At 54.5% G+C, this 13,834-nt stretch carries 8 protein-coding genes; 4 read left to right on the forward strand and 4 right to left on the reverse strand.

Features of this window, described 5'->3' with window-relative positions:
- Positions 1–72: 72 nt before the first annotated feature.
- The 3 genes from ESZ00_RS09920 to ESZ00_RS09930 all read right to left on the reverse strand — a co-directional run bounded on the left by ESZ00_RS09920 (position 73) and on the right by ESZ00_RS09930 (position 6,279).
- The gene (locus ESZ00_RS09920) at positions 73–1,182 is read right to left on the reverse strand and encodes a hypothetical protein (protein WP_129208114.1); all 1,110 of its coding nucleotides are present in this window, start codon (positions 1,180–1,182) and stop codon (positions 73–75) included.
- Entirely contained in the window at positions 1,179–4,859 is a 3,681-nt protein-coding gene (locus ESZ00_RS09925) for a hypothetical protein (RefSeq protein ID WP_129208115.1), read from the reverse strand. The genes ESZ00_RS09920 and ESZ00_RS09925 overlap by 4 nt, the downstream gene beginning before the upstream one ends.
- Before the next feature lie 61 nt (positions 4,860–4,920).
- The gene (locus ESZ00_RS09930; protein ID WP_129208116.1) at positions 4,921–6,279 is read right to left on the reverse strand and encodes an oligosaccharide flippase family protein; all 1,359 of its coding nucleotides are present in this window, start codon (positions 6,277–6,279) and stop codon (positions 4,921–4,923) included.
- A gap of 608 nt (positions 6,280–6,887) precedes the next feature.
- On the opposite strand from ESZ00_RS09930, the gene ESZ00_RS09935 reads away from it, so the two are divergent.
- The 4 genes from ESZ00_RS09935 to ESZ00_RS09950 all read left to right on the forward strand — a co-directional run bounded on the left by ESZ00_RS09935 (position 6,888) and on the right by ESZ00_RS09950 (position 12,130).
- Positions 6,888–8,081, forward strand: coding sequence for an acyltransferase family protein (locus ESZ00_RS09935; protein ID WP_129208117.1), 1,194 nt, complete (start codon positions 6,888–6,890; stop codon positions 8,079–8,081).
- Entirely contained in the window at positions 8,078–9,115 is a 1,038-nt protein-coding gene (locus ESZ00_RS09940) for an acyltransferase family protein (protein WP_129208118.1), read from the forward strand. The genes ESZ00_RS09935 and ESZ00_RS09940 overlap by 4 nt, the downstream gene beginning before the upstream one ends.
- A 55-nt stretch (positions 9,116–9,170) precedes the next feature.
- On the forward strand, positions 9,171–10,685 hold the full coding sequence (locus ESZ00_RS09945) for a hypothetical protein (protein WP_129208119.1): 1,515 nt from the start codon (positions 9,171–9,173) through the stop codon (positions 10,683–10,685).
- A gap of 275 nt (positions 10,686–10,960) precedes the next feature.
- Complete coding sequence (locus ESZ00_RS09950) at positions 10,961–12,130, forward strand: glycosyltransferase (RefSeq protein ID WP_229741172.1); 1,170 nt, start codon at positions 10,961–10,963, stop codon at positions 12,128–12,130.
- An 81-nt stretch (positions 12,131–12,211) separates the two neighbouring features.
- On the opposite strand, the gene ESZ00_RS09955 is transcribed toward ESZ00_RS09950, so the two are convergent.
- Entirely contained in the window at positions 12,212–13,831 is a 1,620-nt protein-coding gene (locus tag ESZ00_RS09955) for a tannase/feruloyl esterase family alpha/beta hydrolase (RefSeq protein WP_129208120.1), read from the reverse strand.
- Positions 13,832–13,834: the final 3 nt, after the last annotated feature.

Consider the following 13,834-nt stretch of genomic DNA (forward strand, 5'->3'; position numbering starts at 1 on the left):
AGAGACGTGCACGGATATGTGACTTCAGTATACGAAGTATGTGACTTCAGTATATAGAAGAAGAGCAGCTTTTCAGAAGGAAACTGGAAGACTTTTGGCTATAAGTAGTAATGTTTCGTTCACAATATGTAATTCTATGGTCCCGGTCGTCGGACTGTCTCCCAGGGCCGCGGTTCCCCATGCATAGGGTGGTAGCTCCCCTTTCCAGGTACCTGTTCCGGCTGGTTGCAGTCTTGCCGCCGCCGCAATTTTAGGTGCGGCCCCCATTGCTTCCGCAGCTGAGGTGAAGCTCGCTGCCCACACCGCGTTCCCATAGGCGCGACGATGCAGCCCTGTGGCGTAGTTGTGGTAGGAAGCAATCTGCCCGGGAGCGTCCCATTGACCTGGCTCGTAATATTTGGCTTGCCAGATCATTTGCGGCATTGTTCCGATGTCCTCCAAGGCGCCGCGATATTCATCCTCTGCTACCTGTGTCAGGGCTATTCGTCGTAATGAGCCCAGCTTTTCCGGTATTACCGCTGGTGTGACAAAGCCTGGCGACAAGGGATCGCGATCCAGCAACGTTGGAGCTGTGCGTTTCCAGCCCGGAGCGGCAATCAGTCCATTCACCAAACCCTGCTTGAGAAAGCCATCTACCGCTAACGTTACCCCAATGGAATCCGTACCAGTCAGGCTTATCCACTCGCACTCATAGGGGGCTTTCGGAATGGCGGCAGCATGGAGGAAGGGGTTTCGATCCGCTTCAAGATAGCCAATCGAGCCTTGTATATGTCCGAATCCAAAAGCAAAGAGTGATCGGGATGCCGGCTGGATTGCAGCTTCACGCTGCCATGCTTGCTGCAAAAGTGGATCGTTTGCCAGCGCAATCAGGACCACATGGTTGTAGGCCAGTTGCTGCGGATTCGGTGACGAGATGTCGATCATCGGTCGCCCGCCGGAAAGCGTTATAAGCAGGGGATGAGTAGATGCGGCAGCCTGGATGACTCTACGAAAAGCATCCCCCTCGGCTCCGAGTCTCATATCGATATATAGAAGCAGGCCTCGTTGCCCCGCGTTGCTGGGGGGCGGACTCATTGGACTAGCATTATCCCAACTGATGGCGGAACGCGCTGGAATCGCTAGGGTCGCTGCGGCTGCGGTGGAAAGTTCGAGAAATCGACGCCGATTCAAAAATGTTGTCATCGGCTTTCCTGTATGGCCAAAAGAACGCTATCGCCAGAACGCATAGGAACTGTGATTTCCCAGTAGGCTCCGTCATCAGCCACTGTCAGCGTGTTGTGATCGTTCAGGTTGGCGGCAGACGCTCGTTGTGCCCCAGGAGATTTTCGAAGCCGGACGTTTGCCTCACGTGTCTGCTCGAGCCAATCTTCGACAACGATCAGATTCAGATTCTGGCAGCGGAAGCCATAGCCCGCAAAGTCGGCGGAAAAGCTGATGGGAAGCTCGAGCTCTTTTATGAGTTGAGCCGCGATTTCGAGCGCCTGCGCGTGCGTCAAGCCGGAAGCCAGCATTTCCAGTAGGAATGTGCCGGGACGAGAGAAAAGAGCGGCGACATTGGGCGGCAGGGAACTGCGTGGGGCGAATGCTGCGACCCGCACCCCTTGCTCCTGCACGCGGATGAGTCCTTGGATTTCCTCAGAATTGAAATCCTGCAGATTCAAGACGATCAGGGAAGCAGATGGAGTAGGCTTCCAGGATGCGAGCGTTGAAGCATTCGTTGCAAAGGGAATGCTGACTCCTGCTTCGGTGAGAGAACGAAAGGCATCCATGAGCAGACGGGTTTCCGGCAAAGCTGTAGGGTCACTTCCGTTCCATCGGGTAGATTGTGGCTCAGCATTCTTCCGCGTGCTGATAACGAGTCCGGCCCCTAGGGGCGATTCCGGTTGCAGTAGACTTCCGCGTTGTTGGAGATTCCACCATTGCTGGTACTCCTCTGCGGTGAGCACATAGGGCGAGCCCACGTTATCGGTGTACCCATAAGTTGCGGATGCAGCATAGGTGCCATCATCCCACACAAGCCCGCGCCATATCCGGTTATGAAGTAGTCTGCGATTTGGCTCTGTTGTCCCTACCGGATCATGCCATTGCCAGTTATTGAAGACTGGGGATACGAATCCCCAGGGCATCATGGTGTTTACTTGCCACACCGGATTGAAGGCAAGGCTACCAAGCGTTCGTCCTGTCGTGAGATTAGGGCTGTTATCTTCCATGCCCCAGGTAAAATCGTCGTTCATTCCGCGAATGGTTTGAGCAAGTTCACGCCCTGGCTCCCCGGCAACAGCGGGGAAGCCCTGAGAATAGATCACTGCATCTTTATGCTCAACACGGAAAGCTTCTCGGATCGCGCGGACAGCCTCCACGTATCGACCGAGTTGCCATGCTTGCCATTGGTTCTCATGATCGGTATGGATAGAGTTTTCTATTTCCGTATGAGTGCGTCCATCCAAGCCTTTGCCGGTTTGGGTGCGCAAATAACTATCGAAGGCAACGTACTCCTGCCAGCTGTTGCAGTTTCGCAGGTCTGGGCCAATTACCCAGCGGTCGGCAAAGTTCAGTCGCACTAATACGGACTTTTTCCAGCCATTCTGTTGCTTCAGATGCTGTACGAGTCCAGGAACCGATGTCTGAAAAAACGGCTCACCGTTGCTGAACTCGCGCCAGGGAATCGAATAATGGCGCATATCCGACTGTGTCGCATAAAGACGATTTGCCGCTGTACGCGCTTTCGGCGGAATCTCCTTGAATTGGCGGCTATAAGCCCAGACCAGATCGTCTGGATGTCCCCATCCATTCCATGGCTCCGATGTTCCCGTAGCCAGCTGAAAAAACTGCGTAAAACCATTGGTAACAATCATGCCCGTCCCAAAGACATCGGGGCCGGTGATCTCCTGGATGGATCTCAATGTTTTGCGCGGAGAGATCGCTAATATCGGAGCTGTGGCGATAACTCGGTTTTGAGCATTGTCCGGCTGGAAGGTTCCCTCTAACCGATAAATCTCTGGCTTTGCCGACTGCGGCAGCTCCACGGTGAAATCCTGCAAGCGCGTCTCGCAGGAGCCAAGCATCACAGCTTGCTCTAGGACTGGTTGCCGATGCCCGCTCAAAGCTTCTACCAGTGCTAGGGTCAAACGGCCGCTTTTATGATCAGTAGTGGAGATTGGTACGGGCCAGCCTTCGATCTCGATTTCGCCCAGCCATGGTTCCTGTCGCTGCCGATTCCCAACTTCGGGAACCCATGGCAGCCGTATTTTCACTCTGCTACCAGTAGTCCCTGGAGGCAGCGCTATCCGGACTTGTCCCAGACCTTTTGTAAAAGCCGAATCAAGATCGGCGATTGCTGTACCTGGCTTATCGTCGATCTCGACGGCAAGCTGGCCTGGATTATGCAACGCAAAATTACCATAGCTCTCGCAGCTGCCTACCAGTGTGATTGCAGAGAATCTTGAGGGCACTGAAAAGGTAAACTGCAATACATTTTCTACACCGGGCTTGCCGTTCCATGTTCCATACCCCTGTATGTGGTCGATCGGTGTGCGGCGAATGGCAGCACCTCGATCGTTCAGTGCAACCACTGATACATTCCCTGGCTGAGTCAGGTCTTCGACCTTGGCGAGAGGCGCAAGATTCTCGCATTGATACCGAAGCATCACCGCCCCTCGTACTACACTTCCGGGCAGGTAGGCATAGGAGGAGGTGGCTGTCCCCATTCGACCTTGGAAGCCGGCTAGTGCATCGGTTCCCGGCCCCGAGAAGGGAAAAGGCGCGGTATACAAGTTTTCTGTTGCAATATGTAGTCGGAGCGCTGGAGGCAGGGAAATAGCTCGTTGTTCCGCCAGCAGGGTGGATCCATCATCGGCTAGCAGACCGGCTCGCACTTGGAGGCTGGTTTCCGCTTCGTTTGCTTCGATGCCTGGTAATGCAGGCGGTAAAAGAGGCAAATCCAGAACGGTAGAGCGCCCTGCGGGGAGTGTCACGGGTTTCACGAATTCGCCGGCTCCATCGCCGAGCATGGCCCCGTCGCGATCCAGCGTACGCATAACAAGTTGAACCGGTAAGGGTGTATGCGAAGGGTTGTTCATGGTCAGTCGAACGGTGTTCGCTGAAGGGAAGCTCATAGCCAGAGATGGCTTGATATCCGGAATTGAACCACCGCGTGTATTTGCTTCATTGAGCCATCCGATCACCGCACGCCAGAAGGCCTGCGCTGCAGGAGATTCTCCAAGCGCGGCAGAGGTGGTGGCTAGCATCGCCACCTTTCCTGCTCCATAACGACTCGTCACCAGGAGTGGCAGACGTTCGATGGTGTTATAGCAGGCACGAACAGTCCATTCCCGATTCAGCAGTGGCCGCGACCACAAATCGGAGTTCGGTGCCATGTCTGTTCCGAGTATGGGGTGCTGTATCCGATAGCGTTCATACCGCGATTGCCCACGCTCCACAGCGGAGACAGGACGGATATCAAAACCTAACGGTGCTGCGAGCCCGTCGAGATTGGCTCCTTTAAAAAAAGTGGCATCGGGCGCAAGGATAGGTGTGGGTGTCTGGGGATCATAAGAGGGGGGCTGCCTCTGTGAGGTCCAGCCAGTAGATGGAAGGGCCTGGCTCAACCAGAAGGGGCTTTGCCCGGGATGCATGCCGACGGTAAACAGGAAACTTCCCCCTCTGCGCAGATTGTCAAGAAGAGATACCGTACTTTGCGCATTCAAGGAGTTGTTCGGGCGCTGACCTGCTTCAAACAGCATCAAAGGCACGGAGGATGAAGCAGAAAATGCCTGGGCGTGCGGAGTGATGTTGTGATCCTCGCAAGCGCTTAGGAGTGCCTGCGAGGGCTGGGGGATATTCGAAGAAAAATTCGGCAATCTGCTTCGCTCCTTGCAACATGAGAAGGGGGCAACATCATTTCCGTTGCCATCTGCTCCGTTAAAGGCTGCTGGCTATCTCAGGCGCAGGGTTGCGCGAACGTCCTCGGCGCAGTGCGCGAAGATCCTCACGACGTAACAGCAAAGACGGCGGTTTTACACCAAGTCGGCGTTGGAAACTGAAATATACGAATGTGAATCGCGCCAGAGTCGAGAGTGCGAAGGCGATCGCAGCGCCCATGATTCCCCAGCGAGGGACCATCAGCAACAACAGTGGAACCGCAGTCAACAAGCCACATCCCTGAAGCATGGCGACAGTGCCGGGACTGGATGCCGCCAGGAAAGCCTGCCCCAAGGTGCTGGTCACGCCATCGATGACTGACTCCACCAGCAGCAGCCGGAGGATCGGAGCTGCTCCGTCGAAGCGTTCGCTGTATGCGAAGTGAAGAATGGACGGTCCTAACAGAATCAGCGTTAGCGATGCGGCGGCCATGAGAGCGGCTGTGACGCGTACTGCGCGCCCGGTAAAGGCCACGATCTCTTCTGTGGAGCGTGCAGCAACCTTGGGCAGCAATACTGTGGTGACAGCATTCGGAATTACCAGCAGCACATTGGAAACGCTTTGCGCGACAACATACAGGCCCATCGATTTAGGGTTCACCATGCCTACGATCAGCAGGCGGTCTACCTGATTGGCAATGGTGCCCAGGATATCGGAGCCCCACGCACGCAAACCGTAGCTTAGAAGGTCACGCAGCAGGCGTGGATCGCGTGGCCATTCCGGGCGGAAAGTGCGCCACACCCAGAAAATGTTGATGATCATGACGGGTACATTCGCCATCAGGTAAGCTATGGCGGCATTGGTCGGCGTCAGCACGCCGAATGCCCACTCGACCAGCAGGCATAGAAGGATGAGCACCGGTTGTGCGCCGGTGAAAAGACTGTACGTCTTAAAGGATTCCGTAGATCTCGCGAGGACAGTAAGCGTCAGGCCAAGAAGAGCCTGAGGTGCGACAAGCAGTAGCCACTCTGCAGTATGAACGACGTGATGCTGGTATGTATGCAGCGCATAAGGTAAAAGGAGTAGCCCCACGCCGATCGCCACGATGCCCAGAAGAACGCTGGATAAGAGCGTGGCTCCTGCGACCATGCCTTTCTTCTCGGGTTCTTCCCTGATTTTGTAGATCGATGCCACAGGGATGCCCAACGTGAGGGCATAGGCGAAAAACTGCGGCCACATAATCATCGCGGCCAACTCACCGCGGCCGGTAGGTCCGATAGCACGCGCAGTTACGATGCCGCAAAGGAAATTGCCGCCCTGAATCAGAATGTTGGCAATAAAGACAAAAGAAACGGAAGATGCTCCGCTCTTGCCGGAGAACAGCCGCCGACGCAGGCTGCCTGTCTGCTCATTCGCCAAACAAAGTCTCCTGAAGCTCTAATATTTATCGCCGTTTCACAAACGGCTCGGGGAAAGATACATCCGTATATGAGCGCTCAGTCTCCGAACTGTAGCCGGATTTTGCGCACAGTCGCAACCTGGTTGCCTAACGTCCGGAACGCGTCGGCCTGGAGATGAGCTAGATCAAGTGTATAGCACGCTGTTTTGTGACCAGTGACTTCTCAGCTATAGAAAGCGAGCTCTATAGCCTGTGACATGAAGCAGATGTCATTCTTATCTGGAAATCATAGGTCCATATACGGTACAAAAGAGACAGCACATTTCATAACCGAAACTACGCAGATGCATTTCGTATCCGTTACTACAAGGTGCGCGTTTTTTCAAGAAAATGCTGAATGAGGCTGCGACACATCGACAAAGCGGCCTCTCCCTTTAGCAGTCTGTAAATAAATGGAAGAAGCACCCCCTTTGCTGTCAGCCCCCAACATGCGAGAGGAGCGTTCTCTATTGCCTGAACATGTTAAAGAGACGAGATGCCTCGACGAGGTGAGCGAAGTCTGGGCTCACAAGAGTTATTCAGTCCATCTGTTTGAGGTCTGTATGCTGAAGGTTATCCATCTGTGAGCATGATCGGTTCTTCTCCCGACTCGCTATCCAGCGAGCATATTGTTTTGTCTGCTAGTTCGGAACTGCCGATTCCTGCACCACTGCCGAAGAAGGGAGAACTGACAGCGCATCGTGGCGCCCTTCCAGCTCTTACCGGCATTCGCTTCTTCGCGGCAATGTATGTTGTTTTTTACCACTCTCATCTGCCCGAAACCTTGGACCAGCATCATCTTCATTTCGGCGCGATGATGATCCGCAATGGCCTGTTGGCCGTGCCACTGTTTTTTATTCTTTCTGGTTTTATCCTCAGTTACACCTATGAAGGGCAGGTCGCGCGGCCGCGCGGGTACAGGCGATTCTGGGAGGCACGCTTTGCACGTATCTGGCCCCTCTACATGGTGTCCCTGATACTGAGCACGATCTTTAATCACACGACGCCACACTCGCCGCTGGTTGCGTTAGCGACGGTGGGAATGGTGCAGGCCTGGAACCCGTTCGACATGAAGGTTGCGGGTAGTTGGAATTTTGTCTGCTGGACACTCTCTACTGAGGCGTTCTTCTATCTGCTTTTCCCGCCGTTTCAGCAATGGTTGGAGCGGCGCCGACCGTGGGTCCTGCTGTCGTGTCTCTCTCTAATGATCGCCATTGCGGTCGCCGGAGCTATCGGGAGCATCAATTATGAAGACACCCGCGGATTGCATGGCATCCCACTGGCTCTGGTACATGTTCCTGAATTCATCATCGGTGTGTGTGCCGGGAATTTTTTTCTGCGCTATCGCACGCGAAGCCCCGAAAAATCAGCGTTTCCTCTGCGCGGCGCACTGACCTATCTGGCCTGTGCGGCTTCTCTATGCCTGCTTTGTCAGCCTACGGTCGGGCTGGCTCGATGGACTGCTCTGAGCTTTGCGATGTTGCTTTACGGCCTGGCCGCAGAACGCACGATGCTGCAGCAATTGCTCTCGACTCGAACATTATTGATTGGAGGGCAGATCAGTTTTGGCATCTATCTTTTGCAATGGCCCTGCAAGGCAGCAATGAATCAACTGGATGATCTGCTTCATTGGAACTCTATGCCGCTCCGTTTCGTCCTGGATTGCATCGTGCTCATTCTTCTCTCAACAGCGGGTTTCTATCTCGTGGAAGAGCCGGCTAGGCGTCTGATCCGCTCGCTCTTTGCACGTACTCAGGGTGAGCCTGGTAGGAGCCGCGCATGAGTGCCCGCAGCAATCGCATCGCCTGGATTGACATTGCCCGCGGAATAGGCATCATCCTGGTTGTCTACGGTCATGTGCTTCGGGGACTGGTGGGAGCGCATCTGCTTACGACAGCAAATCCGGTCTGGGCTTCCGACTATACGATTTACACCTTTCACATGCCGCTGTTCTTTCTGCTGGCAGGTTTGCAGGTGGATCGCTCTCTGAGCAAGGGACCGCAAGCGTTCTTACGTAGCAAGATTATTACCATCGCTTACCCTTATTTGCTTTGGTCGCTTTTCCAGGGTGGATTGCAGCTTCTGATGCCTGGCTTGTTGAATACGCCGCGCTCACCGTGGACGCTTGTAACGATCTTGTGGCATCCGATTGCGCAATTCTGGTTTCTTTATGTGTTATTTCTCTGCCATGTCATCGGATTCCTCACTCAGGCACGAAGGACGCTGCTTATCCCTCTGCTGCTGATCTCTATGGGCTGCGCGCTTCTTGCCATGCACGGTGTACCGGGTCTGTTTGTTCTGCCCGCTACGCTCGCACATTGCTTTGTCTTTTATGCCGCGGGTATTTTGCTTAGCCATGCCTTGTTAAACTGGCGGCCCTCTGTTGGCATGGCCATGTTTGCCTCTGCTCTTTCAGAATTCGGGCTGGGATTGTTTTCGCACCTGGGACGGGGTTGGTCGCATAGTCTCTCCGATATTCCCCCCTCCTGGCCCTCTGCCATCGCAGGCATCGCTTTGCTGATCTGCCTGAGCCATCTCCTGGATCTGCTGACACGCAGTCTGGGGAGTTGGTTTGAAACCCTCGGGCGTGCTTCGCTGACGATCTATATTTTTCACATCCTCGCCGCAGCTGGAATCCGAGTGGCTTTGAAGAAGGCTCACTTGACGGCTTGGCCACTACAGCTTGCGGTGGGAACGATCATGGGAGTAGGACTGCCCCTGCTTCTGCATCTATGGCTTGAGCGCGCTAATCTGCTGGCGCCATTAGGTTTGGGAGTCAAGCGACGTTCGGCGCCGCAGTCCATTCCTGTCATATAAGTGATCCATGCTACAAGTTCTCGCCTATACTTGAAGTTGTCTACTGCATATGCCTATGTCTTCTGCCTCCCCCATGGCGAACCTCTCTGCCTCTTTCCGCAGAGGTGCGGTTAGTCGGACCACGCTAATCTTTGGCGGCACACTGCTAGCTCTTTCTGCCGGCATGTGGATGATTTTTCACGACCAGTTCAGCTTATTAGGCGCTGGAGTGTTTTTAGCTGTCCTCCTTCTAATTTCTCTGCGTAACAAGGCTCTCGCGATTCATCTCGCTATCGTTTACCTATTCCTGCTGGGAGATATTCGGCGAATTTTTGATATGACCGGCGAGATGCCGAAATTCGATCCATTGCTGCTTGTAGGCCCTATATTCAGCATTATTTTGGCACTTCCTATTCTGATGACATTGCGGCTTACAGATCCCATGTCTAAGGCCGTAACTGCGCTTATGGCCATCATGACCTTGGAAATATTCAATCCGAAACAAGGCCCTATTGTCGTAGGAGTCGCTGGAGCAATGTTCTATCTGATTCCTATGTTTTGGTTCTGGATTGGGCGGCAGTACGGTACGATTCCGGTTGTTTATCGCATCATGCAGCTTGGGCTTATACCTCTAGGTGTTCTTGCTGCAGTGCTAGGCATGATCCAAACCTATATTGGTTTCCTGCCTTGGGAGCGAGCATGGATTGACAACGTAGCTTCGCATTTTACTGCGCTGAACTTGGGGGGCGGTTTTATCCGTGCCTTCGGTTACTCCGTGAACGGTGTTGAATTTGTGGCCATTATGCTGACTGGCTGTACTGCGGCGATGGCGATGTTCTTTGCGGGACGGCGAGCCTATATGTTCTTGGTCCCCATTATCGTTTGGGGAATATTCCTGTCATCATCTCGTGGCGCTATTCTTAGGTGTCTCTTTGCTATTTGTGCTTCTTGGGCTTTAAGCAGTAAAGGTGGACGAGGCTGGGCTCTCCGTCTTGTCCTGGCACTTGGTCTTGGAGTACTCGCGCTCGGATTTTCTGTAACGAGGGCAACACAGGCTGCGGGTGATCATAGTGGAGGATTTACTTCAGCCGCAGATGCTTCTACTCAACACCAATTACAGGGATTGTCGGATCCATTAAACGCGAAGCATTCAACAGCCGGAGTTCATTCACAAATGTTCTTGGCTGGACTCATGAAAGGCATTACATATCCGATTGGGTATGGTCTGGGAGCAACAACTCTTGGTTCAAGCCGCTTGGGTGGCGATTCCTCTGCTGCAGGCAGTTCTGAGGTCGATCTTAGTGATGTTTTTACAAATACAGGATTGATAGGCGGAGCCGTATATTTATGGATGTTTTTTCTGATCTTGAAACGGGCAATCCGTTTCGGTCGAACTGCGCCAAGGGTAGTTGGTTTGTCCGTTCTGGGAGTGATTTTTGCATTGCTGGGCCAGTGGCTGGCACTCGGTTCCTATGCGATGACACCGTTAACATGGTTCTTTATAGGTGCAATTTCTCGGTCCATGGCGGATCCTCTCGCGGAGAGAAATCCCCAACAAGTTGCTTTTTCTCCTCACTTGGCTCGGACCTAGATTTGGCTCGAGCCATATAGATGATCCGGAAGATGAACCAGGTAATTGTGACAGCGAATATCGCTACTATGGGAGTGCTTCAGTCAGGAGTCACGAGATAAGTGCACGTTGTTTCGTCGTGTGCTTCGTCGGAAGCCGGTCAGTTCTGGAATATGCGCGGGTTTAGGCTCGAAGCATCATCTCCACCGGGACAGCCCGGTAAGTGAACCGGGGAAAATACAGTCGGAACAGTGCCTACAGGAATGAGCGCAGGCATTGTCAGCGTTCCCTAAAGAATGATTGGCGAGGATGTTCTTAAAATGAAAATTGCAGTTGTTCACGATTACTTCACGCAGTCAGGTGGCGCAGAGCGCGTTGCGGAAGAGATCGCTTGTATCTTTCCATCGGCGCCAGTATTTGCTGCTGTGACCTTGCCGGAGCGGATTCCATCACGGCTGAAGGATAGAAAGTTTTTTACCTCGTGGATGCAGCGTCTGCCGTTTATGCGGCAGCTTCATCGCCTGTACTTTGCGTTTTATCCGCTGGGTGTGGAGTCGTTGGACCTCAAGGACTACGACCTGATCGTTTCGAGCTCTTCAGGTTACGGAAAAGGCGTTCATATCCGCCCAGGCGCGGTGCACGTCTGCTATTGCCATACCCCGATGCGCTGGGCTTGGGAATATGGCAACTATTCTGCACGGGAACGCCACGGTCAATTCATTCAAGCCCTGCTCAAGCCTGCCATTTCCATGCTGCGCTGGTGGGATTTTCGCGCGGCGCAGAGGCCGACTTATTTTCTGGCCAATTCAGAGAACGTTGCAGAGAAGATTCGGGCGATTTATCGCCGCGATGCAGTTGTACTGCATCCGCCTATCGATATTCATCGCTTTCGCCCGGCAGATGAGCATGAGGACTACTACCTCATCCTGGCGCGGTTGGTTTCTTATAAGCGCATCGATCTTGCCGTAGAGGCTTGTACAAAGCTTGGTCGAAAGCTTCTGGTGATTGGCGAAGGACCGGATCGCAAACGCCTGGAGGAGATGGCTGGACCAACCATCAAGTTTCTAGGACGGCTCCCGGATGCCGATGTGGAGCGCTATGCTTCCCGCTGCCGGGCGCTGATCTTCCCTGGAGAAGAAGATTTCGGCATGGCTCCCTTGGAGATTGCATCGGCGGGCAGGCCGACGATCGCGTATCGCGCAGGCGGCGCGCTGGAAACGATCGTCGAAGGTGTGACCGGCGTCTTTTTCGATACGCAGGATGCAGCATCCGTAATGGATGCCATCGTGCACTTTGAAGAGCTGAACTGGGACTCCGAAGTGTTGCGAAAGCATGCCAGTAAATTTGGAGTGGAAGCCTTCCAGGAAGAACTGCTCCGGTTTCTGGCCCAGGTCGGCATGCCGTACGAGCAGTCGAGAGCCAATGAGACGACGGCTATGCCGCAGCTGACTCGTGCGGTCTCATAGCGGTCTTTCCATACGGCGAGTCCTGGTCGCAAGTTTGCATAAGAAGCCCCGCAGATATTACCTGCGGGGCTTTTTATGGATTCAGTGTGGAAGCTGGCAAGTGAAGCTGGCGGCTTTATTCGGGTTCCCCTTGCCGCTATAGTGAGGCTGCTTAGGATAAGCGCAGAGCGGGCGGCTCATCGTAATAGCCGGCTTATGGTTCGCGCCAGGTTCGATTTTTTCGGCAATCACTGTCTCCGGTGCCGGGCCATGATCCACCCAGTTTTCGAGTGCGCGATAGAGATTGTGGGCCGCGTCGTCCGGTCCTGAGCCAGGCATCCATCCAAACTGGCCAAAGCTGCTGGGGCCGGGGCCGTTCATGCAGTGCTGCATACCAGGGACGAGAAAGAGCCGGACATAGGAGGATGAGGTCGGATCGATCTTCGTGACAGTCTCGTAGTACTGAATGGTGCTGAGTGGAGAGATGGCCGGATCATTCCATCCGTGATAGAGGATGAGTTTCCCGCCGCGTGCCGCGAAGGGGCGGAGATCGGGATCCGATGCGTTGAGATCGCGAGCGGTCTTCGACATGGCATCGTTGATCGCCTTGTCGAGCTCGAAGGTTTTCCAGTCCCAATTGGGGTCTTCGTAGACCATGTTGGAGAAATAGTGCAGGCCGAAAGCAATCCCCAGGCTCTGTCCGGGCTTTGGACCGTAGATCCAGGTTGACCATCCGCCAGGACCGAGTTCGCCGCCGGGGAGTGTCTGCGGGTAGATGAGGTTCCCGGCATTGTCCAAGGTGGGCGCATAGAGAGATCTGAGGTTCTCGACCTGGGGTCGCGTAAGGCAGGCATCCGTTTTTGCGCCTTTGCAGAGGAGCGTCTCCGGATCGAAATGGCAGGCGCGCGGGTCATTGAGGATACCGTCCTTCAGGCCGTCTTTTGCATCGCATGCCTTGAGAACGGCAGAGGCAACGATGGCAACCTTCGCGGGCGGAATATAGCTGGATGGCTCGGAGAGCATCGCCTTGGCCTTCTTCATGCCGGCGGTGACAAGGTTTGTCCAGAGATAGGCCGGCGCGCCGGCGAGGATGCCGTCATAGTCGGCAGGGAAGCGCTGAGCTTCCATGAGAGCTTCACGCCCGCCATCGGAACAGGATGCGAAGTAAGAATGCGCAGGCGATTGTCCGTAGAAAGCGGTGATGACATCCTTGGCGCGAAGGGTCATGAGATGGACGGCGCGGTATCCGAAGTCGGCAATCTTCTCAGGATGATGAAGCGCCCAGGAAGCGTCCGTGCTGTCGCCGGTGTGGCCGGTATCTGTGTCTGCGGTGGCATATCCTTGCGAGACGGAGAGCGCCATGAGGCTGTAGTAGAAAGAGCCGGCAAAGCCGCCGTTGCCCTGGCCGCGAAACTTGCCGTTCCATGCGGTGCGCGTAAGCGGCAGCCAGACCTCGATACGGATGTTGGAGTCGGATGTAGGCGTGGATGCGATCTGAATGCGGCAGAAAGCGGGAAGGCTTTTGTAAACGGCTGCATCCTGCGGTGAGGGCGGATCACCCGCAGGCAGGAAGACTCCGGCGGCGACGATGGAGGCATCGGTGACACGAGCGTCGCTGAGCGAGAGACTGGTAAGGCGGGAGCAGGCAGAGGACGATTGCTGAGCGAAGGCAATGGCGGGCAGAGTGAAAAGAAGTGCAAAGAGCAGCGGCCGGCGAGGCATGTG

The organism is Silvibacterium dinghuense, assembly GCF_004123295.1.
Lineage (GTDB): Bacteria > Acidobacteriota > Terriglobia > Terriglobales > Acidobacteriaceae > Silvibacterium > Silvibacterium dinghuense.